Origin of the sequence: Mycobacterium deserti (assembly GCF_025345615.1) — a bacterium.
Taxonomy (GTDB): domain Bacteria; phylum Actinomycetota; class Actinomycetes; order Mycobacteriales; family Mycobacteriaceae; genus Mycobacterium; species Mycobacterium deserti.
Map to the genome: position 1 here is coordinate 349,440 of NZ_JAODWD010000001.1, position 26,646 is coordinate 376,085.

At 64.0% G+C, this 26,646-nt stretch carries 24 protein-coding genes; 7 read left to right on the forward strand and 17 right to left on the reverse strand.

What is annotated here, in order from left to right:
- Window position 1: 1 nt before the first annotated feature.
- Genes N4S67_RS01750 through N4S67_RS01780 form a run of 7 tightly spaced genes read right to left on the reverse strand, consistent with a single transcriptional unit; the run spans window position 2 to window position 8,196 of the window.
- The gene (locus N4S67_RS01750; RefSeq protein WP_260991214.1) at window positions 2-1,138 is read right to left on the reverse strand and encodes an MCE family protein; all 1,137 of its coding nucleotides are present in this window, start codon (window positions 1,136-1,138) and stop codon (window positions 2-4) included.
- Entirely contained in the window at window positions 1,135-2,532 is a 1,398-nt protein-coding gene (locus N4S67_RS01755) for an MCE family protein (RefSeq protein WP_260991215.1), read from the reverse strand. The genes N4S67_RS01750 and N4S67_RS01755 overlap by 4 nt, the downstream gene beginning before the upstream one ends.
- The gene (locus tag N4S67_RS01760) at window positions 2,532-3,974 is read right to left on the reverse strand and encodes an MCE family protein (RefSeq protein ID WP_260991216.1); all 1,443 of its coding nucleotides are present in this window, start codon (window positions 3,972-3,974) and stop codon (window positions 2,532-2,534) included. The genes N4S67_RS01755 and N4S67_RS01760 overlap by 1 nt, the downstream gene beginning before the upstream one ends.
- A complete protein-coding gene (locus N4S67_RS01765) occupies window positions 3,971-4,999 on the reverse strand; it encodes an MCE family protein (protein WP_260991217.1) in 1,029 nt (342 codons plus the stop codon). The genes N4S67_RS01760 and N4S67_RS01765 overlap by 4 nt, the downstream gene beginning before the upstream one ends.
- The gene (locus N4S67_RS01770) at window positions 4,996-6,567 is read right to left on the reverse strand and encodes an MCE family protein (protein WP_260991218.1); all 1,572 of its coding nucleotides are present in this window, start codon (window positions 6,565-6,567) and stop codon (window positions 4,996-4,998) included. The genes N4S67_RS01765 and N4S67_RS01770 overlap by 4 nt, the downstream gene beginning before the upstream one ends.
- Window positions 6,568-6,571: 4 nt before the next feature.
- Window positions 6,572-7,426 (reverse strand): ABC transporter permease, encoded by an 855-nt coding sequence (locus N4S67_RS01775; RefSeq protein ID WP_260991219.1) that lies wholly within the window; start codon window positions 7,424-7,426, stop codon window positions 6,572-6,574.
- Window positions 7,423-8,196: an MlaE family ABC transporter permease gene (locus N4S67_RS01780; RefSeq protein ID WP_260991220.1), complete on the reverse strand. Its 774-nt coding sequence runs from the start codon at window positions 8,194-8,196 to the stop codon at window positions 7,423-7,425. Before N4S67_RS01780 ends, N4S67_RS01775 begins: the two co-directional genes overlap by 4 nt.
- A gap of 1,117 nt (window positions 8,197-9,313) precedes the next feature.
- Between N4S67_RS01780 and N4S67_RS01785 the strand changes: the two genes are divergently transcribed.
- Window positions 9,314-9,733 carry a hypothetical protein gene (locus N4S67_RS01785; RefSeq protein WP_260991221.1) on the forward strand — a complete coding sequence of 140 codons (420 nt, stop codon included), beginning with the start codon at window positions 9,314-9,316 and terminating at the stop codon, window positions 9,731-9,733.
- Window positions 9,734-9,741: 8 nt separating this feature from the next.
- On the opposite strand, the gene N4S67_RS01790 is transcribed toward N4S67_RS01785, so the two are convergent.
- Together N4S67_RS01790 and N4S67_RS01795 are read right to left on the reverse strand one after the other, a co-directional pair.
- On the reverse strand, window positions 9,742-10,353 hold the full coding sequence (locus N4S67_RS01790; protein ID WP_260991222.1) for a TetR/AcrR family transcriptional regulator: 612 nt from the start codon (window positions 10,351-10,353) through the stop codon (window positions 9,742-9,744).
- Window positions 10,346-11,356 carry a Rieske (2Fe-2S) protein gene (locus tag N4S67_RS01795; RefSeq protein ID WP_260991223.1) on the reverse strand — a complete coding sequence of 337 codons (1,011 nt, stop codon included), beginning with the start codon at window positions 11,354-11,356 and terminating at the stop codon, window positions 10,346-10,348. The genes N4S67_RS01790 and N4S67_RS01795 overlap by 8 nt, the downstream gene beginning before the upstream one ends.
- Before the next feature lie 143 nt (window positions 11,357-11,499).
- Here N4S67_RS01795 and N4S67_RS01800 point away from each other — a divergent pair, with 143 nt between their 5' ends.
- The 5 genes from N4S67_RS01800 to N4S67_RS01820 all read left to right on the forward strand — a co-directional run bounded on the left by N4S67_RS01800 (window position 11,500) and on the right by N4S67_RS01820 (window position 16,615).
- On the forward strand, window positions 11,500-12,495 hold the full coding sequence (locus tag N4S67_RS01800) for an LLM class flavin-dependent oxidoreductase (RefSeq protein WP_260991224.1): 996 nt from the start codon (window positions 11,500-11,502) through the stop codon (window positions 12,493-12,495).
- Between the two features lie 75 nt (window positions 12,496-12,570).
- Window positions 12,571-13,362 carry a FadR/GntR family transcriptional regulator gene (locus N4S67_RS01805; protein WP_260991225.1) on the forward strand — a complete coding sequence of 264 codons (792 nt, stop codon included), beginning with the start codon at window positions 12,571-12,573 and terminating at the stop codon, window positions 13,360-13,362.
- A gap of 115 nt (window positions 13,363-13,477) precedes the next feature.
- A complete protein-coding gene (locus N4S67_RS01810; RefSeq protein WP_260991226.1) occupies window positions 13,478-14,710 on the forward strand; it encodes a CaiB/BaiF CoA transferase family protein in 1,233 nt (410 codons plus the stop codon).
- On the forward strand, window positions 14,707-15,405 hold the full coding sequence (locus N4S67_RS01815; protein WP_260991227.1) for a TetR/AcrR family transcriptional regulator: 699 nt from the start codon (window positions 14,707-14,709) through the stop codon (window positions 15,403-15,405). Before N4S67_RS01810 ends, N4S67_RS01815 begins: the two co-directional genes overlap by 4 nt.
- A 1-nt stretch (window position 15,406) precedes the next feature.
- Window positions 15,407-16,615: a cytochrome P450 gene (locus tag N4S67_RS01820; RefSeq protein WP_260991228.1), complete on the forward strand. Its 1,209-nt coding sequence runs from the start codon at window positions 15,407-15,409 to the stop codon at window positions 16,613-16,615.
- A 22-nt stretch (window positions 16,616-16,637) separates the two neighbouring features.
- Here the strand turns inward: N4S67_RS01820 and N4S67_RS01825 are convergent, their stop codons facing one another.
- From N4S67_RS01825 to N4S67_RS01855, 7 genes are all read right to left on the reverse strand, one after another.
- Window positions 16,638-18,206: an AMP-binding protein gene (locus tag N4S67_RS01825; RefSeq protein WP_260991229.1), complete on the reverse strand. Its 1,569-nt coding sequence runs from the start codon at window positions 18,204-18,206 to the stop codon at window positions 16,638-16,640.
- Window positions 18,207-18,208: 2 nt separating this feature from the next.
- Window positions 18,209-19,366 carry a thiolase C-terminal domain-containing protein gene (locus N4S67_RS01830; RefSeq protein ID WP_260991230.1) on the reverse strand — a complete coding sequence of 386 codons (1,158 nt, stop codon included), beginning with the start codon at window positions 19,364-19,366 and terminating at the stop codon, window positions 18,209-18,211.
- A complete protein-coding gene (locus N4S67_RS01835; RefSeq protein WP_260991231.1) occupies window positions 19,363-19,812 on the reverse strand; it encodes a Zn-ribbon domain-containing OB-fold protein in 450 nt (149 codons plus the stop codon). Before N4S67_RS01835 ends, N4S67_RS01830 begins: the two co-directional genes overlap by 4 nt.
- Window positions 19,813-19,816: 4 nt before the next feature.
- Window positions 19,817-21,025, reverse strand: coding sequence for an amidohydrolase family protein (locus N4S67_RS01840; RefSeq protein ID WP_260991232.1), 1,209 nt, complete (start codon window positions 21,023-21,025; stop codon window positions 19,817-19,819).
- A gap of 76 nt (window positions 21,026-21,101) precedes the next feature.
- Window positions 21,102-21,911 carry an enoyl-CoA hydratase/isomerase family protein gene (locus N4S67_RS01845; protein ID WP_260991233.1) on the reverse strand — a complete coding sequence of 270 codons (810 nt, stop codon included), beginning with the start codon at window positions 21,909-21,911 and terminating at the stop codon, window positions 21,102-21,104.
- The gene (locus tag N4S67_RS01850) at window positions 21,911-23,014 is read right to left on the reverse strand and encodes a serine hydrolase domain-containing protein (protein ID WP_260991234.1); all 1,104 of its coding nucleotides are present in this window, start codon (window positions 23,012-23,014) and stop codon (window positions 21,911-21,913) included. The genes N4S67_RS01845 and N4S67_RS01850 overlap by 1 nt, the downstream gene beginning before the upstream one ends.
- Entirely contained in the window at window positions 23,011-24,657 is a 1,647-nt protein-coding gene (locus N4S67_RS01855) for an AMP-binding protein (protein ID WP_260991235.1), read from the reverse strand. The genes N4S67_RS01850 and N4S67_RS01855 overlap by 4 nt, the downstream gene beginning before the upstream one ends.
- 57 nt (window positions 24,658-24,714) lie before the next feature.
- Between N4S67_RS01855 and N4S67_RS01860 the strand changes: the two genes are divergently transcribed.
- The gene (locus N4S67_RS01860) at window positions 24,715-25,491 is read left to right on the forward strand and encodes an enoyl-CoA hydratase/isomerase family protein (RefSeq protein WP_260991236.1); all 777 of its coding nucleotides are present in this window, start codon (window positions 24,715-24,717) and stop codon (window positions 25,489-25,491) included.
- A 34-nt stretch (window positions 25,492-25,525) separates the two neighbouring features.
- Here N4S67_RS01860 and N4S67_RS01865 read toward each other — a convergent pair whose 3' ends face one another.
- The gene (locus N4S67_RS01865; protein WP_260991237.1) at window positions 25,526-26,641 is read right to left on the reverse strand and encodes an acyl-CoA dehydrogenase family protein; all 1,116 of its coding nucleotides are present in this window, start codon (window positions 26,639-26,641) and stop codon (window positions 25,526-25,528) included.
- Window positions 26,642-26,646 lie beyond the last annotated feature (5 nt).

A 26,646-nucleotide genomic window follows, 5' to 3' on the forward strand; every position in this document is an offset into this window, starting at 1 on the left:
GTCAGGGCCCCTGATTGAAGTGGTAGGGCACAACGAGCGGGTTACGCGCCGTGTAGGGACTGGGCATCTGGCCGATGGTGCGGCCCCACTGCAGCTCCAGCTCGGTGAGCTCGCCCTCGAGTGCGGTGCCGGTGAGGAATGACGCGTCGAGTCGGCTCAGCGTCAGGTCGACAACGGCGGTGAGATTCGCGTAATCGCCCCGGAGCCATTTGGTTAGCGTGGGTTTGGGGAACGGAAAGGTCGTGTAGAAGTCCAGCGAGCGGGTCAGGGCCGGACCGGCGTCGGCGAGCGATTTCAGCACGGGCGCGATGTTCTGCAGGTTCTTGACGAGATTGTCTTTGCTCTGGTTGGTCACGTCGGCGGCAAGGGCCGCGAACTTGCCCAGCTGGTCGAGTGCGTCGGCCAGCGTGTCGCGCTGATTCCTGAGGACGTCGAGGGCCTGCGGGATGGTCCTGAGCGCTTTGTCCACCACCGGCTTCTGTTCTGCAACCTGTCCGGCCAGCCTGTTCAGGCTGTCCGCGGCCGCGATGATGTCGCCGGTCTGGTCGTTGAGATAAGTAACGAACGTGTCCAGTTCGCCGATCAGGCTTCGCAAGTCGGATTCGCGACCGCGAAAAGCGGTACTCAGTTCGCGGGTGATCTCCTGGACCTGGGCGATACCGCCGCCGTTCAGCAACAGCGACACCGATGCCAGCGCCTGCTCGGTGCTCGGGAAGATGGACCCTGAGGCCAGCTGAATTAGCGCCCCGTCCTTCAACGTGCCCTCGGAGGGGGCGTCGGTCGGCGGCGCCAATTCGATATGAAGCGACCCGAGCAAGCTGGTTTGGCCAACCGCGGCGGTCGCATTGGCCGGCAGATTCACATCGCCGTTGATCGTCATCGTCACCAGCGCGTTCCAGCCCTGCCGCTCGATCTTCGTCACATTGCCGACCGTGACGTCGCCGACGCGGACCCGGGAGTTGCGCTCGATGTTGTCGACGTCGGGCAGCTGCGCCTGAACGGTGTAGGAGCCCGCTCCCCCACCTTCGGTGCCTGGCAACGGCAGCGAGTTCGCGCCGCGCCATTGGCTACACCCTGACAGCCCCGCCACGGCTGCCAATGCGAGCGCAGCTGCTGCGATTCGCCTCTGCCGAATCATGGCCCACCTACCGGCGGAACCATCATGCCGTGCAAGCCGGCATTCGGATCGGTTGCGACGGGCGCCGGGCCTGATGCCGACTGGTCTACCGGCCCAGCGGGAGGAGGGGGCATCGTCGGTACGAACGGTGGATTGCCCGGCGGGTTGGCAGCCGGCTCTCCGAATCGGGTGAAGACGTTGCCTGCAGGCGGCAGGGGCGGTTGCGGCGCACCGGCGGTGCCGGCGGGCGGCGGGATGTAGTCCGGCCGCAACCAATCCTCGCTGTAGGTGACCTCGTTGGGTCGAGCTTGCGCGCCTACGAACGGATTCAGTCCCAGTGGCGGAAAGTTGTATTGGCGGTTCTTGATGATCGGTGCGAGGTACTGAACGCACAGCTTCGCGGACTGCTCGGCACCCATCCGCGAGGCGGCCTGCACGGCGCCGCAGATGAACTGGATCGTGTTCGCGAAATTGTTGAGTCCCAGAATGCCGGTCAGTGTGCCCTGCGCGGGTTGGTAGATGTTGAGGAAGTTCTGGAACGAGTTCGGGGCGACATGCAGAAGCTGCTTGAGCTCGCCGAGATTATCGACCAGCACTTGCGTCGTCGTCGCGAGCTCATCGGTTGTCGCGCCGACGGTTTCACGGTTCTCGGCCAGGAAGCTTTGGAGATCGCCGACGACCTCGTTGATCGACGCGACCGCCTCACCCACCTCGTCGGGATCGTCGGCGAGCAGGCCGGTCACACCGGCGAGATTGCCGTTGAGCTGACGCAGGAGGTCTTGGCTGTCTTGTAGTGCCGAGACCAGGGTCGAGAGATTTTTGAAGGTGCTGAACAGGTCGGTGCTTTTGTCGCCGAGCGCCGAGAACGCCTGCGACAGCTTGATGACAGTATCTCTGATGTTGACGCCCTCGCCGCGAAGGTTGTCGGCCGCGGTGTTGATGAAGGCGCCCAATGTGCTGACGCCGCCGGGCTGCGTCGGCTGCAGCGTGTCAGCCAGCCTCTCGAGTTGGGCTCGGAAATCGTCGAATTCGACCGGCACCGCCGTGCGTTCCTGCGGAATCACGGAGTTGTCGGCGAGCACCGGGCCGCCGGTGTAGGCGGGCGTCAGCTGAACGGCCCGCACCGGAACCAGTGACGGCGACATGATCACCGCGTTGACGTCCGCGGGCACCTTGTACTTCTGGTCGACGAAGAACGTCACCTTCGCGCGCTCGGGTTGCGGCTCGATCGTGTCGATCGTGCCGACAGGCACGCCGAGAATCCACACGTCGTCGCCCTCGAACAGTCCGTTGGTGTTGGCGAAGTACGCGGTGACGCGGGTGTGGTTGACGGTGCCCGCCGTCCCGCTCACCAGGAGGATTCCCGCCACCAGCATGACCACCAGCCCGGCCACCAATGCGATCTTCTTCTTCATCACTGACCCCCTTCCGGGGTGAGCGGCACCGGGGGACCGACGACGCCGGGGACGCCCGGACCCACCTGCGGCGGACCCGGGGGCGGTGGCGGCACCGCGGCGTTTTCAGTCACCGGAGGTTGCTGACCCGGCGCGGGATACAGGTTGGGCAGCGGCGGCGTGTCCGTCGGCCGGACGCCCGGCGGCGACTGCGCGGGGGGACCTGGCGGTGGCCCGCCGGGTGGGGGCGCGGGCAGCGGTTCCCGGTACGGGTAACAACCGGTAGGACCGGGAAGGGGTACGCCGGGCGGACCGCAGCCCTGATCGCCGGGATTGCCCGTGATCGCGTCGGGAAGCGTCATGCGCGGCTCGCCGCCCTGGCCCGTGCGCGGGTGCGGAATCGGCAGTGCCGGGGTGCCCGGCTGGCCGACTTGTGGATCGCTGCGCTGCGACGGCGCCAATACGTTGGGATCCAGTCCAAGGTCGGAGAACGCCGCATCGACGAAGGGCTGGACGAACTGTCCCGGGAACAGGTTGACCACGTAGGCCTTGAAGAAGGGGCCGCCGCCGACCGACTCGCCGAGGCCTGCGGCGTAGCGGTTGAGGCCGACGAGCGCCTGTGCGACCTTATCCTTCCGCTCATTGACGAGCTTCAGAACCCCGTTGAGCTTCTCCAGTGCTGGTTTCAAAGTGGATCGGTTCTCGCCGATGAAACCCTTGATCTGCTGGGTGACGGCGGCGATGTTGTTGGAGATGGCGCCCAGCGCGGCGCTCTGCGTCTGCAGCTGGGCCAGTAGCGAATTCGTCTTCACCACGAGGTTCACCACCTGGTCGCTGCGCTCGGACAGCACCCTTGTGGTCTTGTTGGCGTCGGTGAGCAGATCCCGCAGGGCCTGATCACGCTTGTCCAGCGTCTCCGAGAATCGCGCGATTCCTTCGACCGCTACCTTCAAGTCCGGCGGAGTGTCGGCGAACGTCTCTGCCAGCACGGCCAGGGATTCGGAGAGCTGATCGGTGTCCAGGCCGCTGATGGCCTCCGTCACGTCACCGAGCGCGTCGGGTAATTGGTAAGCGGGACGGGTGCGGTCGATCGGGATCGGACCCGATTGCTGGCCGTCGCCGCGGGGGGTGACTTCGACGACCTTCGCTCCCAGCAGGCTTTTGGTTTTCACCGCAGCCTCGGTGCGATCGCCGAGCCGGATGTCTTTGGCGACATTGAAGGTCACCAGAACCTGGGCGCCGTCGAGCTCGATGGTGTCGACCTTGCCAACTCGTAGCCCGGAGACTTGGACCGGCGAGCCGGGGATCAGACCACCGGCCTCCGCGAAATACGCTGTGTAGGTTTTGTCCGAATCCAGGAACGGCAGCTTGTCATAGTTGAGGGCGGCGACGACCAGTGCGCCCACGATGCCCACACCGACGGCGCCGATGACGAATGGGTTCCGCTCGGCGAAGGTTTTCATCGTGGCGTGCACCTGCCCGTCGATTGGCCCGCCAGCTTGACGAAGACCGGTTGTCCGCCTTTGCCGTTCAACTTCAGGACGAGGTCGCACAGATAGAAGCTGAAGAAGTCGCCGTAGAGGCCCTGCCTGTTGAGCACCTTGTAGGCGTCAGGCAGCGTGTCGATCAGATTTTCCATGTAGTCCTTATCCGCCATGACGAGGCCGGCGGTGCGGTCCGTCTCGGCGACGACGCGCTGCAGCGGCGGCCGTGCTTCGGCGAGCAGCTCGGCGACGCCTCCCGCAGCTTCGTTGGTGTAGGCAATCGAATTGCTGATGTCCTGCTTGCGTCCCTCGAGCCCGTCGACGAGTTGATCGAGCGACGTCACCGCCCTGCCGAACTGATCCCCCTGATCTGCAAGCGATTTGAGGACGACGTTGAGATTGTTGATCACCTCGCCGATCAACCGGTCGCGGTCCGCCAGGGTGTTGGTCAGTTGGGCGGTCGTGCGAAGGAACGACCCGATCGTCGCACCCTGGCCCTGGAAGGCGGCGATCAACTGGCCCGACAGCGCGTTCACCTGCTCGGGATTGAGCGCCGTGAACAGAGGTTTGAAACCACCGATCAACGCGTCCAGGTCCAGCGCAGGTGCAGTCCGAGAAACAGGGATGGTGTCGCCCGGGTTGATCCTGTTGGTACCGCCCGCGCCTTCATCGAGCGCCATGTAGCGGCCACCGATCACATCGTCATACCGGATCACGGCGCGGGTGCCCTCGGTCATGACGAGCGAGTCCTCGGCCGAGAACTCGACCAGCGCAGTCGAATCATCCTGTATCCGAATTGATTTGACCTTTCCCACTTCGACGCCGGCGACGCGGACGAACTGGTCTGGCTCCAGCCCGGTCACGTTGGTGAATACAGCGTTGTATGTCTTCTCCGGTTGGAATCGCATCTGTCCGAAGATGGCGAACATGGCGAAGATGCCGAACGTGCACAGCGTCAGGAACACGGCCAGCCGCCAGATGGCGCCACCCAAGTTGTCTTTCATGGTGCCGGCTCCTCTGCGGGCAGCGGCGGTGGCGCCCCTTCCAATGGCGGCGGCGCCGGTGCGGGCGCCTCAGCTCCGAGGGGTGGCGGTGGCGGCCCTTCAAGCGGTGGTGGCGGCGGCTTAGGTGCCGAGGGCCGCGGCAACGGAGTCGGTTGAACCTGGGCCGGGAACGGCGGCGTATACGGTTCGGAACCGGGGGCGGGCTTCGGGTCGCGCGGCGCACCGGGAGGTGGCGCGGGTGGCAGACCCGGGTACAGCGGCGTGCCGTCAGGTGCGTACTGCGGTGCCCCGTATGGCGGCGCGCCAGGATATGGAACCGGTCCGATCGCGGGGCCGTTCCTGTTCCGGATACTCGGGGGTTCCGGCACTCCGCGAGTGGTGGGGAAGTAGTTGGCGTAACCGGGAAATCCGATGCCTGGATTGGGTCGCACGTCGACTCCCGTGCCCCAACCGGAGTTCGTCACCAGGTAACGCACTGGCCAGTTCTTGGCAACGTCGGGCAGCGATCCGCAGCCGGGCTTGCCGCCGGGACCGCCCTTGCCGCCGTAGATCGGCAGATTATCGGGGTACCTGTAGGAGTCGTCGCCGAACAGCAACGCGACGTCCAAGATCGTCGAATAACCGTTGGCGCCGCCGGTAACCGGAACGAAGTCGTCGAGGACCAATTTGCCGCCCTGCAGTAGGCAAGTCAACTGCGGGTCGTACTTGAGCAGCAAGCTTGTTGTGGGTTCGAGGACGTTGATCGCGCGCACGAGGTTGTCCTTGCTGGGAGCAAGCACGTCGATACCGCTGCGGGACAACCCGATAACGCTCAGCAGGAGGTCGTCGAGTTGCTTTGAGTGCTCACTGATGGTGGTGCTGGTCGTGCTGGCGGCATCCAGCACCGTGAGTATGTCTTCTGCTGCGGCGCTGTACGTGTCGCTGAACCCCTTCAGCGCCTGCCAGTCTCGCCGAATTGTGTCCGCGCGCGGATTGATGGCCTTGAGCACCTCGGTGCCGCCCGAGATCGCCTCACCGATGCGCTCGCCTTGGCCCTGCAAGCCCTCAGCGAGCGCAGTGAGCGCACCGTTCAACTTGGGTGGATCGATTTCGTGGAGGACGTTCGTCAGGTTCTCAAAGACGGTGTTGACCTCAGTGCTGACGTTCTGTGATCGGATCACTTGACCAGAGACGAGGCGATCCGGGCTCGGATCGCGCGGGTAGAGCAGGTTGACGTATTTGGCGCCGAACGCTGTTGTGGCGCGAATCTCAGCGCCGATGTTGGCCGGGATGTACTTGACCTGGTCCGGGTAGATCTCCAGCTTCAGCGTGGCGGGATTCTGCCCCCCCTTGATGGTGGTCACCTGACCCACCTGGACGCCGTGGAGCTTTACCTTGGCGCCCGATTCCATCACCAGGCCAGCACGATCGGACGTCAAAGTGACTGGGACATATGACCGGAACGTGCCGGCGAACATGACAGATGTCACCGCGATTAGGGCGCCGACGGCCGCGAGGAGGAACAACGTCCAGACGGCCGGGGTGATCCGCGCTTCGATGCCTCGCCGCTTGGGGCGTGCAGGTGCCATCTCGCTACCCCGAAAGGTTGAAGTTGCCGGACTGGCCATAGATGGCCAGTGAGACGAACAGGGTGACGAACACGGCGGCCACCAGCGATGCGCGCACGGCGCGACCGACGGCCTCGCCTACGCCTGCCGGACCGCCTGAGGCGTTGTAGCCGTAGTAGACGTGTACGAGCATGACCACGACTGCCATCGAAATCGCCTGCAGGAACGAGTATACGAGGTCGAGCGGGTTGAGGAATGTGTTGAAGTAATGGTCGTAGACGCCCGTCGACTGGCCGTAGATGGCCGTGGTGGCGACGCGGGTCGCGAGGAACGCTGCAAGCACGGCGATGCAGTACAGCGGGATGACGACGATCACGCCGGCGATGACTCGCGACGACGCCAGATACGCCACCGACCGGATTCCCATGACCTCCAGGGCATCGATCTCTTCGCTGATCCGTTGGGCGCCGAGTTGCGCCGTCGCGCCGGCACCGATCGTGGCGGCCAGACCAATGCCCGCGACCAAAGGTCCGACCAGGCGGACGTTGAGAAACGACGAGATGAAACCGCCCAGTGCTTCAACGCCAACTTCCTGCAGCTGCGTGTAGCCCTGAATGCCGATCAACGAACCCGCCGACAGTGTCAAGAAGGACACGATGACTATGGTGCCGCCGATTACGGCGAGCGCACCGGAGCCGAGGCTCATCTGCGCGATCAGCCTCACCAGCTCGATTCGGTAGTGCACGAACACGTCCCACGTCCCCCGCAGGGTGCGGACGTAGAACTGAGTCTGCTCACCGAGTCGATTCCAGCCGTAATACCCGGACCGCAGTGCGCCCGCCACCTTCGGTAGCGGGCTATACGTGGCTACCTGACTCATTGGCCGAACGTCGCTTTCACCGCGACGGCTGTGGCGATGACGTTGATGACGAACAGCGCCATAAACGTGTAGACGACGGTTTCATTGACCGCGTCTCCCACACCCTGAGGTCCGCCTCCTACGGAAAGCCCTTTGTAACAAGCGATCAGGCTGGCTGCCAGCCCGAATATCGCGGCCTTAATCAAGTTGATGGCCACCTCGGTGGGACCCACCAGGAAGGTGAGCCCCGCGGCGAAGGCGCCCGGCGTCACGTTCTGGAAGAACACCGAGAAGACGAAGCTGCCGATGATCCCGACCATGGTGACGATGGACGTCAGCATCAGTCCGACGAGCGTGGCCGCTAATACCCGCGGCACCACCAACGCCTGCACTGGGTTGATACCCAGCACGCGCATCGCGTCGATCTCCTCACGAATCGTGCGTGCTCCGAGATCGGCGCACATCGCCGTCGCCCCAGCGCCCGCGATCACCAGCACCGTGACGATCGGACCGATCTGAGTTACCGCGCCCAACGCCGCGCCGGTGCCGGAGAAGTCAGCCGCACCGATCTCTACCAGAAGGATGTTGATGGTGAAGACGGTCAGCACGGTGAAGGGGATCGCCAACATGATCGTCGGGAACATCGACACCCGTGCCACAAACCAGGTCTGCAGGAGGAACTCCCGCCACGCCCACGGCGGGCGGAACATCTGGACGAAGGTGTCCAGCGACATCGCGAAAAAGTCACCGACCGATCGGACCGGCTTGGCGAGAGCGCTCGTGTTGACCACTACTGACCACTCCGATGCTCAGTGCTCATTCGCATATACAGCTGATTCCCTCCGAGTACCCGCGGCCACTGAACTCAAGTACTGCCGAGAAACCGTACACCACGATTTTCGCAACGAGCAACATTCTCCGGCTTTTGTATAAGTTCGCGAGGCGGCCGCTGAAGAACTCGTGGGCTTGACCCAAACCGCTGCGGCAACCCCACCCGAAAGGTCCGGCGGGGATGTGGCGTTCGCTAAAAGCGCTAACTATATCGCGCACCGTCCGATGATCCGTACAGCATCACCACAGGTCCACAGGTCACAGAGCCGCCAAGGCGTTTCGGCCTGCGCGACCCCAGGTCTGCGTCCAGGTCCCTTGACGCTCACGACAATAAATCGGCCATGTTCGACAGCCACGCGCAATCAGCTGGGGTACAAATGCGAGCGACCATTTTTCGAATTAGGCGTGGGTACCCTTCAGTGAATAACACACGTTTGATTCATCCCGCCGAATAAATGGCTGTCGGCGTGAATAGAGAACCCCTAAAACTCCGCCATTCTATCGACAATCGAAACGCTTCATTCTCTTTAATCATCCGGTCGATCAGCGCTCAAATGCTGCCTTATTCCGCGCTCCGAACGCGACCGGCCGCCGCCGGCTCGGAGGCGGGTCACGGCCGACGACCGGCGCTGCGCCTCGTCAGGTGCCCCACGAGACACCCGGCCAGACGGCCGAATGACTACCGAGAACAGCCGCTCCAGGACGTTATCGCCACGGCACCAGAAATTTGAGTCGCACGCGCGGCGTCAACCGACTGATTTGTGACGATCGATCGGATTCGCCCGCGGCATGGTGTGGACATGGTCAGAATCAACGCGCGAGGCAGCGCTACTGGCTAATAAGCAAATTATCTATCCATTTATCGGATTAACCATTTGCCTGATACCCGTCTCATCGGCCGGGTGCTGACGCGCACTCTTTTCCACTCGCGCTCCAGAGACGTCATTGAGCCGATATGTCGTCCCGACAAACACGGTAGGTCGAATCTGCCCTCGGCCCTCCGTCGCACGAGTCCGCCGCGGACGGCCAGCGCAACGAACGGCCTCCCCTGAGGGCGATCACTTGTAGTATCGGACCATGATTCGGTGTCTGACCCTCACCGTCAGCATGCTCGCGGCGGCCGTCACCGCGCTCGGTGCCGGGCCCGCAACGGCGCAACCGACCACCGAACCGGCGCCCGAGCCGTCATGTGTCTACACGCTCTCCGAACCATCGTTGGTATCAGTCTCGGGGGTGCTGATGGTGACGGCGTCGCTCGCCCCCTTCCCCTGTACCGGGTCGATCAACCCGAACTCGATGACGGTATGCGTCTCGCCCAAGGGAGATGCCGGCAACGGCAAGTGTGGTTTTGCATCGCGCTCGATTCCGGCGCAGGTCTTTCTCACCCCCTATCGTCCGGGCACCACGTACGAGTCGACCGGACGAGGTTGTGGCGGGGTGTACACACTGGTCGGCGCAATCTGCGCGACAGTCGGGCCGAAGACGGCTACGCTCTGACGGATCCGTCAATTGGGCAGGGTGTAATCCACCGTCCGCCAAACGAGTTCAGACGCGGCGGCGCGAGCCTCATCACGTGGCATCGTCGAGACATTGTTGTGCCGAGCCAATAGCCAGGACCGCTCGAGCAGCGCCATGACGGCTAAGCCCGTCGACGTTGCGTCGGCCCTCGGGGGCGTCGCAGCAATCTTGGCGATGCGTCGGCCGAGCACCGTCGCCGCACGGCGGTGTGAGCGCGCCACAGCCGCCCGGAAGGCGGCATCCTGCGGCATGTCCTCCTCCGAGCGGGCAACGAATGCCCCGTTGCGGTCCAAATACTCGAAGTATCGACCCACCCACTCCTCGATAGCCTGTTGCGTGGGCGGTTCTCCCTGCGCGCCAAGCGTTTCAACGACACCCATTGCCTCGCGATAGGTCGCGGTTCCAAGTTCAATGAACAGCTCGGTCTTATCGCGGAAGTAGTAGTAGAAGGACGCGCGGGTCACACGCGCGAGATCAGTGATGTCGCGAATCGTGACACCAGAAAAACCTTTACGGGCGAAAGCGATTCGCGCAGCATCGAGAATCGTCAGCCGGGTGCGGTCAGATTTTCGTGCACCCTCATGCCCGTCCTCAGACACCTTGTCCGACAGGGTCGGGGTAAAAACCGCGCGCCCACTCCCGCAGCGCAGCGAAGCCGTCTGCCTCGGACTGCGCCAGAGCCGGTGAATCCATGTATGCCTGATGTTCCCAGATCCTGATGTCGTCCGGAAGAGCCAGTTGTGCTGCGGCCAGCCGCTGGGCGAAGTCATCGGGGGCCTCGTCGCTGATCCAGTATCCGGCGAAGATGTCCGACCGCGTCTCGTCCACCGGCGTCGCGCAGATCGATATGACGCGGATCCCTTCCCGCGTGTGTTCGCCGTTGAAACTGACGCCGAGGCCCGACCAGTAGATCTCGATGGTGTTCAGCGTCTCGTCCGGACGATCGGTACCGTCGGCCCACCGCTTGCCGAAGCCGACTTTGGCCGACCACGTCGAGTCGTCACGTTCCTCGCGCAGCACAGTCGGGCTGATGGGGGTTCGGTGAACGAAGCGGAAATGGTGTGGGTCGACGGCGTTTTCGGCGATAACCTGCGGGTGCACCTTCACGTTCTCGAACCGGGTCCGGCACTCGGCGGACAACGGATGATACCGGCGAGACGAAACGTGTTGACCGAGAACCTCGAAACCATCCGGCGCCCCCCACGCGGGTGCATCGGCGGCGGCGTCATGCCAGATGTAGATCGAGTCGTTTATCTCCGCCACGGGATAAGACCGGATTCGGCGCCCCCTATTGGGCCGCTTCTCATAAGGGATGCGCACGTTTCGGCCGCCACCGTCCCACACCCAGCCATGGAACGGGCATTGAATTCCGTCGTCGACCACGCAGCCGCCGTGGGCAAGGCTCGCACCGAGATGCTGGCAGTGTGCGTCCAGGACACTGACCTGCCCGCCGGACTGCCGAAAAGCGACGAGGTCGCGATTGAAGTAGTGCAATGGAACAACCGCACCGTCTCCGATATCGGCGCTCCAAGCCACTTGAAACCAGCCCGTCGGCAGCATGCTCGGCAGCGTCGTCTTCGTCGAACTAGTCAAGGTCGTCATCGAACCGTCTTTCAGGACGCGGAATCTCAGTGCTCCAATGCTATCAAAGTTTTTGACAAAACTGTCAGAAAGCTGCCGCAGCTCGTTAGACAGTATACTGTCACATATCTTACTAAGTAATCGATGTTGGATGGGTTGACCGAATGCGGTGGGGATTGCCTTGGCCAGGTGAGGCGATGGCCGCCGGTGCCGAGGCCGAGGGCGCGACTGCGTTCTGCTCAGGCGAATTCGCCGACATCAGCGCGTACGTAACCGCCACGGAGATGGCACATTCCACGTCGGCAGCGATGATCGGACCCGGGATCGCCTATGCGTTCGCACGGTCCCCCTTCGTCCACGCGGCCGCGGTGCGGCATCTCGCAAAGTACGCGCCCGACCGGATCTTCCTCGGCTTGGGTGCGGGCACGCCCCGAATGAACCGGGATTGGTTCGGCGTCGACGCCGACCATCCCGCGTTGCGGATGGCCGAGTTGATCGACGTCATCAAGTTGTTCCTCGATGCCGAAGACGGCGAACCGATCCGCTACGAGGGGGACTACTACCGCATCGACGCTGACATCCGTGCGCCCGTCTTCGGCAGGCTCGACATACCGATCCTCGTCGGCGCCTTCAACAGGATCATGCTTCGCACCGCAGGTCGGGTCGCCGACGGCGTACTCGGCCACGGTTTGTTCACCGACCGCTGGTGGGAGGAGGTGGTCGACGCCGAACTCGCTCGCGGCGCCGCAACCGCAGGACGCAGCGCCGACTCCCTGAACCGCTGGGGCTGGGTGATCACCGCGATCGACGACGCGGATCCCGAACGTGCCATCGACGATGCGCGCCGGCAGATCGCCTTCTATCTGACCGTGCGCACATACGACTCCCTGGTCGAACTGCACGGGTGGCAGGATCAGGTGGCTTCGATTCGCGCGGCGTTCCGCAATGGTGATTTCAAGGCCATCGCCGAGCACGTCACCGACGAGATGCTGTGGGCAGTGGCGATCTGCGGAGACACCGACCAGGGCCGAGCCATGACGTCGAGCCGTACGAGGTTGCCCGATACCTCCTTTCTGGCACCGCCGAGCTTCCTGGTCAGCACACGCAGGCGCTCCTCCTACGACGCGGCTGCGATTCGACTCGCTCGTGACCTCGGCTGACCTACGCGAGCGGCCGTGGCCGTCCTCGTCTACATGGTTTACTGAGTAGTACAACTGACAGCAAGGAGGGGCCTGGTGTCTCGACCTGAATCACTCGCGCCGATGATTTCGCCCGAGTCTGGGTCAGGTGCCGTTCGATCACCGAAGACGGCCGAGTTAGTGGCCCGCACGTTGCGCCGAATGGTTGTCGACGGCCAGCTCAAGGACGGCGATTTCTTGCCGCATGAAGCCGACCTCATTGCACACTTTCAGGTCAGCCGTCCGACCCTGCGCGAAGCCGTCCGGGTATTGGAGTCGGAACGACTCGTAGAGGTTCGACGTGGTTCGCGAACCGGGGCGAAGGTCTGCGTGCCAGGACCCGAGATTGTCGCCCGGCCCGCCGGTCTGCTCCTGGCGCTCTCTGGCACCACGCTCGCCGACGTCATGACGGCACGCACAGCAATCGAACCCGCGGCTGCCAAGCTGCTGGCCGAGAACGGGACAGACGAGGCCCACCAGGAACTTCGACGACTCGTCGAAGATGTGCCCCGGGCGTACGCCGCAGGAACCTTGGCGCCCGCGTCCGCCCTGCTACATCGCCGCATGGTCGAGCTATCGGGTAACGCAACCCTTGGGATCATCGCCGGAATGCTGCATGAGATCGGTGAACGCCACACGGCCGCAGCCATTTCCGGGGCCGACAGTGAGAACAGGGTCGCGAAGGCCGAATACGCGAAGCTCATCAAGTCGTACGCCCGTCTCGTCGACCTGGTCGAGGTGCGCAGGGGCGATGCGGTCGAAGCGCATTGGCGTCGGCATATGGAGGCGGCCAGCGCCGCCATGCTTAGGGGCCACGAGAAGACCAGGGTCCGCGACATCATGGATTGAGGAGTCTCCAGATTGTTTTACGGCGCGTCTCGCCGCACCGATGAATCAGTGATACGTTTATCTCATTGAGTCGCAACGATGAGACGGTCGATCGTTGAGGATCGCAGGAGGCTCTGTGGTACCGAAACCACTTGAGGGAGTTCGCGTTCTCGAGGTGGCACAGTTCACGTTCGTGCCGTCCGCCGGGGCCGTCCTCGCCGATTGGGGTGCCGACGTCGTCAAGATCGAGCATCCGGTGAGCGGAGATGCCCAGCGCGGACTCGTCCGGATACTCGGCGCCGCCGTGACCGCGCCGGGGTCGTCTTTCGCTCCCATCATGGAGGCCCCCAACCGAGGCAAGCGCAGCGTCGGATTGGCGCTGGACAATGCCGACGCTCGTCCCCTGCTCGAGCAACTCATCCAGCGCAGCGACGTCTTCCTCACCAACTATCTGCCGTCCGCGCGGAACAAGCTGACTATCGACATCGACGACGTGCGCAGCGTCAATCCGGACATCATCTATGCGGCGGGTAGTGGATTCGGTTCCAGCGGGCCCGACCGCGACACCGGCGCCTACGACGCCACGGCGTTCTGGGCCCGCGGCGGCAGCGCGGACGGCGTCATGGCTCCGGGTGCCGACGACGTACCGTTCATGCCCTCGGGCGCGTACGGCGACAACATCGGCGGCATGTCGATCGCAGGTGGCGTCGCAGCCGCGCTATACAAGCGGGCCACCACGGGCGAACCCTCTGTTCTCGACGTGTCGCTGCTTGCAGTCGGAGCGTGGGCGACTCAGTTCAGTGTGAACATGGCGATGCTGGTCGACGGCCCTCTTCCCAAAACGCAGCGTAAGACTGCCGCGCCCGGAAACCCGCTCACCGGTGCCTATCGCACCAGCGATGGCCGCTTCATCCAGCTGTCCATGCTGCAGCCGACGAAGTACTGGCCGGAGTTCTGCCGCCTGATGGGGCTCGACGAATATGCGGAGGATCCGCGCTTCGTCACTTTGGAATCCATGGTCACCAATGCTGACATTGCGTATCGCATCGTCTGCGGCGCAATCGCGAAGATGACCGTCGCTGAGTGTAGGAATCGGCTGAGCAACGGTACCGGACAGTGGGCCCCGGTTCAGGACGCCTGGGACCTGGCCAACGATGAATCGCTGATCGCCAACGGACGGATCGCCGAAATCATTGATGCTGAGGGCAGTACGCGGAAGCTGGTAAACAATCCGGTGAAGTTCGACGAGGCTGCACCCGGGCTGACCCGCGCACCCCAGTTCGCAGAACACACCGATGAGGTGATCAGAGAACTCGGTGTGGATGAAGACCGACTCATCGAGTTGAAGATCGCCGGGGCCATCACGTGACCGCGGAGCCCATCAGTCCCATTGACGACGGCACCGTCCGAGATCGGCTGATCCGCGCGGCAGATACTGAGATCACCGAGCGTGGGATCGAGAGCATCCAGATGGAGACGGTCGCGGTCAGGGCCGGCGTGTCGCGCGCCACCGCGTTCCGGCAACTGGGTAGCGTCCCCGAACTGCTGGTGCAGGTCGCTCTGTTGCGTGCCCGCCGCCACACCGCGGCGGTCGAGTCCTTGATGGCGAAGAAGGCCGGGGTGTTCACCAAACTTGAGGCAGCGCTGCTGTATACGACACAGCAGCTGCCAACCGACCCGTCGATCACGGCGTTGATCGCCCAGCGGTCTTCGGTGCACCACCCGCGGGTGCACCAAATGGCCGTTGAGGCTATGGGGGCCGTCATCCAGGAAGGCCAACGCAACGGCGAGGTGCGGACCGACCTGGAGATCGATGAACTCACCGATTTCATGGTGGAACAAACGTATATCGCGGCTGAGGAACTAGACCGCTCAGATGCCGCTGTGCGCAGACGCTTTCGGCATTTCATCGTTCCAGCGCTCGCCGCGTCCAGTTCAGCCGGGGAACGCCTGGCATTGACGCGAGAAGCCGAAGACGCCGTCGGAGTGGCGCTCGACGCCCTGACCAACCTCGCCCGCCACTTGCAGCGCGACGAACAGCCCCAGAAAGATCAGGAAGGATGACATGGCCGACAACGAGACGGTTTCAGAGTGTCCCGTCAAGCATGTGGAGTTGATGGCGGGAGTCTCCTCGTCAGCGCTGGCCAACTTCCGGATGCTCGACTCGATCCAGGACGACATTCGTCCCGTATTGCGCAGCACCGAGGCCGACGGATACTGGATGTTCACCGACTACGCCACGATCCTCGACGGCCTGCAGCACCCGGAGCTGTGGTCGAGCAGCGTGATCACCCCCACCGAACCGGACCCGCCGTTCAAGTGGATCCCGGTGATGGTCGACCCCCCGGATCATGCCAAGTGGCGCAAGGTACTGGCGGATTACTTCTCCCCTGGCCGCGTGAAGGACATGAAAAAGGGGCAGCACCGCCTCGTCGGCGGCCTGATCGACAAGCTCAAACCCGAGGGGGGTTGCGAATACGTCACTCAGGTCGCCCGGGTTTTCCCCTCCATCGTGTTCCTCAACATCATGGGCATGCCTACTGATGACCTCGACCAGTTCCTGGCGTGGGAGGACATGATCCTGCACCAGGAGGGCATCGGCGAGGAGGTCAATGCGCGCAGGCTCGAAGGCATGACCCATGTGATGGGGTACTTCCAGAAGCTGATCGAGCAACGGCGCGCCGAGAGCAATCCGGACGCCGACGACATCGTGAGCGCAGCCATCAACTGGAAACTCGACGGTGAGCCGATCAACGACATGGAACTGTTGAACTGCCTGCTGCTGTTGTTCATGGCCGGCCTCGACACGGTCGCGGGGGAATCCTCCTACGCGATGCTGCATATGGCCACGCACCCCGACGACCGCAGGCGCATCGCCACCGACCCCTCTGTGATTCCGCGGGCGGTTGAAGAGCTGTTGCGCGCGTACTCGATGGTGCAGACCGCACGGAAAGCCACACAGGACATGGATTTTCACGGCTGTCCGGTGAAAGCAGGCGATATGGCGGCGTTCCCGATCGCCATGGCGAACCGTGACGATCAGATGTTCCCCGACGGTAGACGAGTCGACCTCGACCGTGGAGTCACCCGCCACATCGCATTCGGCGCCGGGCCGCATCGGTGCCTCGGATCGCACCTGGCCCGACAGGAGATGGCGATTCTGCTCGAAGAGTGGCACAAACGCATTCCCGAGTACGAACTGGCGGTCGAACCGATTGAACACGGCGGCCAGATGTTCGGGTTGAACGCGCTCGAACTGCGTTGGAACACATAGCCTCGATGTTCTAGGGCGTTCCTCAGCCGCCGCGTAGCTCCCTGCGCAGGATCTTGCCCGTCGCGGTTTTCGGTATGCCTTCGACAATGTCGACCTGCCGTGGGTATTTGTAGGCTGCCAACCTTTCTCGGCAGTATGCGATGAGTTCGTCGGGGTCGGCGGAGCGACCGTTGCGCAACGACACGTACGCCTTCACCGTCTGGCCCCGGTACGCATCCGGCACGCCGACGACGCCCGCCTCCAAGACGGCATCATGGGTGTACAGCACGTCCTCGACTTCACGCGGCCAGACCTTGTAACCACTCGCCACGATCATGTCCTTCTTGCGGTCAACGAGATAGAACCAGCCATCCTCGTCCGCATAGCCGATATCGCCCGTCAAAAGCCAACCGTCTCGCATCGCGGCATCGGTCGCACCCGGGTTGCGCCAATAGCCCGGCACGACCTGCGGACCCGCAACCGCGAGCTCACCGAGTTGTCCTGGCGGCAGGACCTTTCCGTCATCGTCCAGTACAGATACCTGCGCGCTGAGCACGGGGACGCCGACGGACAACGCTTGCGTTTCCGGCTCCACTGGGGCCGTAGCGTCCAGCGGGACCGCCAGCACCGGCGAGGTGGTCTCAGTCATCCCGTAGACGTTCTGGATGTAGATCCCGAACCGTTCCTCGAATCGGTCGGCGGTGGCGGCCGCGACCGGTGCTCCGCCGGAAGCGATCTTGCGCAGTGAGGCGAGGTCGGCAGCGTCGACGTCGGAGTTGCCGAGCGCGATGAACACAGTGATCGCACCGACGGTGAAAGTCGGTCGGTGCCGCCGGATCATGTCGAGGGTGACGTCGACGTTGAAGCGGTACGACAACACCAGGGATGCGCCGGCGGCGATGCTGCAGGCAATATGCCCAGATAACCCTGTGACGTGGAACAGCGGCGCGACGCCGAGCACGACATCGTCGTGGCCGAGGGCGAACCACTCGAGGTAGGCGGCCCCGCCGGTCTCGACGTTGCGATGGGTGTTCATCGCACCCTTCGGCACGCCCGTGGTGCCGGAGGTGTAGGTGATGACCGCGACCTCGTCGGCCTCGACCGTCACGGGCACGGGGGCCCGGCCGTCGCATGCTGCGATGAGTCGGCATAAGTCCTCTGCGCCTTCGGGAGTCGGGAGCCGCGCTTTGGGCAGCACCCTGTCGTCGCCTTCCGACTGGAAGTCCAGCGGGCTGGTCGTGATGACCCGCGTGACCGACGACCGGTCCAGCATATCCGCGAGTCCCGGCGAGTGAAGTTCGTCGAGTGCCACCAGCACGACCGGCGTCGAGTCGGCGATCAGTTTGGCGACCTCCCTGGCTGTGTGCATCGGGTTTATCGACACCGCGACGCCGCCGAGTTTCCACGTCGCCAGCAGCGCGAGCACAAACTGCGGGACGTTCTGTAAGTACAGCGCCAGGCGATCGCCACGACCGAAACCGTTGTCGGCCAATGCGACCGCGAATGCGTCCGACAGCCTGTCGACCTCGCCGAACGTCAGCGTCGAGTCGAAGTACAGCAGGAACGGACGATCCCCTGCCGACGCGACGGCCGAACGGAAGGTGTCCAGCATGGTCACATCCTGTGCAAAGTGATGCCCTGGGCGTTGAAGAAGAAGCCGCCGGCGGTGATCAGCGCGCGCTTGGCGTCCGTAACCTGGCGATCGCCCGCGAGGCCCTGCAACTGGTGGACCGCTTCGCGCAGATGGCCGGAGGCTTGCGTCGCCCCCTCAGCCAGCGACCCCCCGTGCGGGTTGATCGGGATTCGACCGTTGATCACTGCGCGGTTCTCTTCGGCGACCCAGTGCTGGCGCAGGAACGCGCCCGCCTCCCCCGGCTTGCACCAGCCCGCGTTGTCGATCCAATTCAACGTGATAGGAGTAAAACCGTCGTACGGAAAGTAGAGGTCGATGTCGTCGATCCAGAAGTCTCCCTTGCCCTTCAGAGTCTCGACGACAACCTGCTGACCGTTTTGGCGCAGGCTCACGGTCTGATCCTCTTCGTTGTGTCTGACCTGACCGAGCACCGCGGCGTTGATGAGCACCGGCGGTAACGCCATATCCTTGGCGCGCTCGGTCGTGGTGACGATGAAGGCGTCGGCGCCATCGACGGCGGGGTCCATGTCATATAGACACAGCGGCTCGCGGATCATCGGGGCGTTCAGATAGTCATCCATCGACAACGGCTCCCGCATCGCTGCGGCCGGATTCTGTGCGGCGTTGGACCGCGCGTTGATTGCGACCAGGCCGAAATCTTCCCGGGCCACGCCGTATTCGTACATGTAGCGTGAGGCCCAACCGGTGTACCCGACGGCATTCGCCATCGTGTCAGGACCAGGCTGCGGATCCGACAAACCAGGCGTCGCGATCCTGCGGAAAGGATCCCTGAGCGCCGAACCGCTGTTCCACGGTGCCCGGTACGCAGCGTGATAGACGAGTACCACCTCGCACAGCCCGGCGTGCACCGCCGCCGCCGCCGTTGCCACGTGATCGACCATCGGAATGACCGGGTTGCCGAACCAGGTGACTTCGGGGATCCCGAGTACCGACTGCAGAGCCGACGTCGACGGCCAACTGCCGCAGAGCCCGTCGATGTCCTCGCGGATGATCCCGCAATTCCTGATGACATCGACGCACGCTTCGGCTGCCAGCGATGCCTGAGTACGGCCGGAGTTTTTCGCGACGAAGCCAGTGGTGGACGCCCCCGCGATCGCTACCCGGTCCTTCATCGTCATGACGGGGAGCCCCTCAACGCGAACACAGGCGTTGGCACACCTGCGCGGTCGATCCAGTCGAGCCGGACCGGCGCACCGATATGAATGTCATCATTGTCGGCGCCGACGACCGTCGACGTGAAGCGCAGCCCCTCCTGTTCGGCGAGTTCGACCGCCACCACGGGATAGGGCACCCGATAATCGATGCCCGGCGCGGCCGGGCCGCGGTGCAAGAAGATCGCCATGAAAATCACTCCGTCGCCACTGACGGGTTGGGCAGAGACACGAGACGACCAGCAGTCCGGGCAAATCGGCTTGGCGGGCGCGTGCCATCGGCCGCACTCCGCACACCGATTCATCAGCAGCTCGCGATTCAGCCGGCCCCGATAGTGCGCGGCGTTGTCGTGGGTGATCGGTTCACCCGGGAACCGTTGCACGAGCTCGTCATCGGAGACGTCGACGGGCATGCGTTCAGCTGATTCCGCTGGAGAGCTTCATGCCGTTCTCTCGCAGGAAATCCCTGCGGGTCGCCTCGTCGAGGGTGTCCACCTTGAGGTAGAAGTCCGCGGGCTCACGCAAGCCCTCTGCATGCGGCCAGTCCGACCCCATCAGGAGCGTCTCCGAGGTACCGAGCCGTTCGATGAGATGGACCGTATCGTCCTCGGGATACGGCACCACCCGGACATGCTTTTTGAAGATCGCACTAGGCCGTTCCGTCAACTGTCCGCCCAGCCACGGGCCGAGCCTGCCCATACCGCGACTCTTGTCCATGTGGCGGATGAAGTGCGGTACCCACTCCGCACCGAACTCGCTGACCAAGACTTTGATGTTCGGGAAACGGCCGAAGAGGTTGTCGAATATCAGCGCCGAGAGGGTGTCGGTGATCGGCCGCTCACCATAAGTGTTCTGCCACTGCCACGCCGAGAACTGGAACGGCGGACGCAGACCCCAACCCCATTGCGACGCTACGTTGTTCTGATAGTGGAACTCGGCAATGTGATAACAGACCACCGCGCGCGCCTCGTTGATACGGGCCCAGAAGGGGTCGAAATACGGGTCTCCTGGAGACCGACCGTACGCGGGACCGGCGGGCAGCACGATGAATCGGGCGCCCGCGTCCAGCACGCGGTCGAGTTCCTCGCAGGCGCGGTTCAGGTCGCGCATCGAGATCATGGCCGGAGCGTAAATCCGATCCTGGTAGGCGAAACCCCAGTCCTCGTTGATCCACTTGTTGAACGACTCGATGTTGTCGTAGAGGGGGTCGATTCCATCGAGATACTCCTCGGCCATCAATGCCCAGCCACCGGGATACATGATCGAGCGCTCGATCTGCTGCTCGGTGAGTTGTTTGAGCCGGGCGTCGCGGTCGAGGTATTCAGGCTGCATCGGTTCGTAGAACCGCTCGGCATCGGATGCATCGCCCGACGACCGTTGTTTCAGCATCTCCACCAGCGATCCCGGCACGTACGCCTGGTCGAGGTCGTTCTCCAGCGCGGTGACGATACGGTCGTTGGCCAGCAGCACCTTGCGTCCTGACGGTGCCACGATGGGCCGGACTGCTGTGTCCAGCTTCGCTTTCGGCATGAAACGTGTGAAGCAGTCCTCGGACTCGTACGAATGCTGGTCGAAGTCGGTCAGCTTGTACGGGAGTTCACCGACGGTGTTCTCGATTAGTGCCATGGGCGGCTTCCTTCCCTTGGTAGCTCAAGCTTGACTATACAGTGTCAAGTTAATAGATGAAACAGGCGTTGACGTGCTAACAGCCGGTGAACTTCGGTGGCCGCTTGGCCAGAAAGGCCGCTTTTCCCTCGGCGGCGTCCGCGCTGGGCCCGACCCAGAGGACCGCCTGCTGCGCGTCGCCGAGCGACGATTCCAGCGTGGACTCCAGCGCGCGGCGCATCATCAGCTTCACCGCTCTCAGCGCCAACGGGGCACCGGCGGCGAGTCCATGTGCGACCTCGAGCGTGCGGCTCTCGAGTTCGTCGTCAGGCACCACTTCGGTGACCAGACCCAGTGTGACAGCGGTCTGCGCGTCATAGATCTCTGACAGCGCCACCATGCGAAACGCTCTGTCGTAACCCATGGTTCGGGGAAACAGCCAGGCCCCGCCCTCGTCGGACAGCAGGCCGGCGCGCGCGCTGGTGTCGCCTAACCGTGCGCTCGCAGCGACGATCCGGATGTCGCACGACAGCGCGAATGCGAGCCCCCCGTTGACCGCGATGCCGTTCACAGCGCAGACGACCGGCTTGTCCAATCTGTGCAACGCCGTGACCACCGCATGGGAGTCCTCCCGTAATTCCCTGGCCCTGCCGATCTGGTGGGCGGTGTGGTCATCGAAGCCGGCGTCGGGCGAGACGTCAGCACCGGTGCAGAACCCGCGTCCCGTGCCCGTGAAGATGAGCACACGAATCGCGTCGTCGAGGCGGACGGTGCGCAACGCCTCGAGGATCTCGGAACACATCTGCGGCGTGTAGGCGCCCAGCCGCTCGGGGCGGTTGACAGTGAGGCGAGCGATGCCCGTATCGAGCATCTCGTAGCGCGCATGCGGTGTTTGCGGCGCCGTCATCAGCTGAAGCAGTCCGCGGCAAGGTTGCCGATGTTGATGATGCGGTTCAGCCCGATTCTCGATTGCTCGTATCCGGTGCTCGGGTAGCCGTTGGTCAGAAACGCGAACGACAGGCCGGTCTCCGGATCGGCGAAGCCGATCTGGCACGCGGCGCCGCCATGGCCGAAAGTCCGCGGTCCCGTTGCGGTGGGCAGGAATCCGTGGGATAGGCCGTCGTCGCCCACGACCTGGACGAATAAGGCGACGTTGCCGGGGACACTCGGACTGCCTCCGCGTTCGCCGGTGATCGGCAGCGTGACCCGGATCCGCGTTGCGTCCTCGACGACCTCTCGCCGCCACAGGTCCGACGACATCAGTGCCTGATACCAGCCCGCGAGATCGGAGGCCGTCGACACCGTCGAGTGGCTCGGCTCTCCCGCGGCCAGGATTTCCGGTCGCGCGAGATACCATGGGCCCCAGACAAACACGTCATCGTCGCTGCCACCGTCGGTGCGGACGAACGGTGCCACGTCGTGCTGGCGTTCGAGTGACGGTCCGACCTCGATGCTGTCGAGTCCCAGCGGCCCGGACAGCGCCGATCGAAGATAGTCGCCGATCGGCTCACCGGTGAGCCGCTCACACAATTCGGCAATGACCCACGCCGCCGACGTCAGGTGGAATTGAAGTTCGGTGCCTGGCTCATAGGTCAACCGCCACGTGGAGAATGCTTTGAGGCGTTCGCTGCGATCGAGCATCGCAGGATATCCGAGTGGCGCTAGCGGAAATCCGCCCACGTGCGTGACGACTTGTTCGACGGTGACGCCATCCTTGCCGTTCGTGCCGAATTCCGGGATGTACGAAGCGACTGTTCGCGACGGGTCGAGCAGCGCGTCGGAGATGAGCTTCCACAGCACACCAGCGACTATGCTCCGGCCGGTCGACTGCAGAACATAGCGCGTCGATGGCGTTGCGGCACCGAACGTCTCCGAGACGTACTCCTCGCCGTCGACATGAACGGCAATCTGCGCCGAAGGGAGTGTGCCGTTGTCGACCTCGAGTCGGCACCTGTCGATCAGGACGTCAAGCCTGCGCTGATCGGGTTTGACGTGCTGTCTGTCTGTCACCTTGTGTCCTCTTTCGAGTGTTCGTGTCGCGCCGCCCACACCGCGCGCAGTTCGGTCTTGCGGACCTTGCCCGCGGGGGTTCGGGGAAAGTCGTCGCGATAGCCGCAGATCTCCTCGGGCCACTTGTATTTCGCCACTCCTGCCGTCGAAAGATGTTGGCGCACACGGTCGAGCGTCGGGGGTTCTCTGCCCGGCACCGGCCTGACGAACGCACACGCCCGCTCCCCCGTCCTGGCATCGGGCACGGCGATGACGGCGATGTCCGCAATGTCCAGCATGGAGGTCATGGCCGCCTCGATTTCAGCCGGGCTGATGTTCATCCCGGCCCGGATGACGATGTCCTTCTTGCGGTCGACGACGGTGAGGTATCCCTCGTCGTCGAGGCGGCCGATATCGCCCGTGCGATACCAGCCGCCGTCAAATACCGCGGCATTCAAGCTGGGATCGGTATAGCCGCAGAATAAGTCGGGACCCCGGCTGTAGATCTCGCCAGGGCCGCCCACCGGCACGTCCCTGCCGTCATCACCGACGATCCGCACGTCGACACCCGCGCACAGTCTGCCGTCGGTGTGGGCGCGCTTGGGCGCCGGGTCGTCGGCCATCCCGAGCGCGATGCTGGGGTGTTCTGTACATCCGTAGCCGCGCATCGCGACGATGCCCGCACGCTCGGCGCGTAGGACCAGTTCGTCGGGAACCGCCGCGCCGCCCAGTGAGCTCATCTCGATGAGCTCGTGGTGCTTGGCGGTGCATGCCGGATGGTCGAGCAGCGATGCGAGGAACAGCGGCGCACCGGTCCCTGCCGACAGCGACCCCGTTGTCATCAACTCGAGTACCTCGCCCGCATCCCAGTAGTCGAGCAGGTGGATCTCGTGGCCGAGAAGGGGCGGAACCAGCACCGACACAAGCATTCCCGTGACCTGTGCAATCGGTGATGTGCTGGCCAGCGGACGTGACCTGGGAGCCATCATCGGCGACATGTGCACGCGCACCTCGGCGCACAGCGTGCGATGGCTCAGCAGTGCGCCCTTCGGATCGCCGGTGGTACCCGAGGTCCAACCGATCACGGCGGGCTGCATGGGGTCGACGGACGCGGGCTCGTCGAGCATCCCTCTCGCGATCACGTGGTCGAAGTCGACGACCAAGGCCGGCGACGGCGCATCGCCGATGGCCACGATGTGCTCGAGCCATGGGAGGTCGGGAGCCAGCGCGTCGAATGCAAAGGGCCGGTCTGTTTGGTGCCAGACCACGAGAGCTCGGGCACCGGACTCGCGCAGCGCGTGGTTGAGCTCGCGAGTGCCCGCCGTGTATCCGACGGGCACCAAGGTCGCGCCCAGCAGAGCCAACCCGTAGAACACGGCGGCCGCTTCCGCGCTGTTGGGAAGGTTGAACGCGACCGGATCGCCCGCCGCGATACCGCGACGTGCCAGGCCCGCCGCGAACCTACGGGCATGCGCCGTCACGCCCCCCACGGTCCCGCTGAACGGCCGGCTTCGGGAGTGAACGCGAAAGGCTTGGCCGCTCGAGGTGGTCAGCGCGTCGTGCAACAGCATGGGCAGCGCACGATCGTCCCACCACCCGTTGGCCCGATAGCGCTTGCGCACCTCGGCGGTGGGATCAACCGTCGTCCACATGATCATGCCCATTTCATATACACCGTAAAGTACTACCAGGAATCGATGAGCGGATGGAAGAAGGAAGCTATGTCTGACGCGTTGTACGGCCTCGGCGACGAGTTGATCGTCACCGCCGACGGTCCGGTCCGGGTGGTCCGGCTGAACCGACCTGACCACTTGAACGGCGCGAACCGGCCGATGCACCAGTCACTGGCTCGGGTCTGGGATCTCCTCGGCGCCGACACCGACGCGCGCGCAGTCATCGTCACCGGGACCGGTTCTGCGTTCAGTGCCGGCGGTGACTTCGAATACATGCAGGAAAATATCGACGGCGAAGGAATGCGGGCGCAGACCATCGCCGAGGGGCGCGCCATCATCCAGGGCATGGTGCGGTGTCCGCTACCTATCGTCGCCGCGGTGAACGGTCCGGCCGTTGGGCTGGGCTGCAGCATTGCCGTGCTGTGCGATTTGGTGCTGATGTCGGACGACAGCTTCTTGGCCGACCCGCACCTGCGGATGGGCCTGGTACCCGGCGACGGCGGAATGGTGTGGCCGGCTCTGGCCGGACTGTCCCGAGCCAAGGAATACCTGTTCCTCGGGTCCAGAATCACGCCGGAGAAAGCCGTCGAGTTAGGCCTTGCCAGTCGAGTCGTTGCGCCCGCGCAGCTGATGGCGGAGGCGGTGTCACTTGCACACCGTCTGGCGCAGGTTCCGCCGGCGGCACTGCGGCAGACGAAGACCGCTCTGAACGCGTACCTGGAAGTGCAACTGGACGGTGCCTTCGAGTCGGCGCTGACTGGCGAACTCGAAAGCATGGGATCGGTTGAGCACCGACAGGCCGTTGCTAAGGCTCGCGCGCAATGATTTCGGCACGCGGGTCGTGTCGGCGCCGGGCCGGCTAGGTCAGGCCGATCAGCTTCGCGATCCGGTCGCGATGCTGAGCGGGCCAGCCGAACAGCGCCTCCGAACTCTTCGCTCGTTTGAAGTACAGGTGGGCAGGGTGCTCCCAGGTGAAGCCAATACCGCCGTGCATCTGAATGCTCTCGGCCGCAACGTGATAGAACGCCTGCGAGCAGTACACTTTGGCGATCGACGCCGCGACGGAGGCGTCGTCACTTCGCGCCGTCACTGCCGTGCTGGCGTATGCCGCTGCCGACCGGGCGGACTCCACCTCCACCAGCAGGTCCGCGCACCGGTGCTTGATCGCCTGAAACGATCCAATGGGCCGCCCGAACTGATACCGCACATTTAGATACTCGACGGTCATTTCCAGCACGGCCTGCGCACCGCCCGCCTGCTCACACGCCAGCGCAGCCAATGCTTGGTCGTACACGCCGCGCAGCGTCGCCCAGCCCGATCCATCGTCACCGAGCAGGACAGCCGGAGTCTGGTCGAAGCTGACGGCGGCCATGCGACGGGTCTTGTCCATCGACTGGAGCGCCGTGACTGAGAGGCCGTCGGCGCCGGCCTCCACCGCAAATAACGACACCCCCGCCGCCGTGCCTGCGGCGACGAGGATGACGCCGGCCTGCGCGCCGTCGAGAACGTATGGCTTCACCCCCGACAGCACCCACTGATCGCGCGACTGCTCCGCGACGGTCGCGATGTCCTCGGGATCCCAGTGCAGCTTCCCCTCGGCCACTGCAACGGTCGCGATCAAATCGCCGCCTGCGATCCGAGCCAGCAGGTCGCCCGCATGTGGACCACCGACGGCGAGCAGCGTGCTCGTCGCCAGCACCGCGGTCGACAGCAGCGGCGCCGGGAAGAGCGTCCGCCCTGCTTCTTCCATCACGATCGCCAGTTCGTCGAAACCGTAACCGCCGCCGCCCATCTCCTCGGGTATGGCAAGGCCCTGCACACCGATCTGCTCGGCGGCGGTACGCCAGGCGTCTGCGTCGTAACCTGACTCGCCGTCCATCACGGTGCGGATGTCGGATTCTTTCGAGTACTTTTGCAGGAATCCGCGCATCACGTCGCGCAGCGCTTCCTGCTCGTCGGTCGTGATCAGAGCCATGTCAC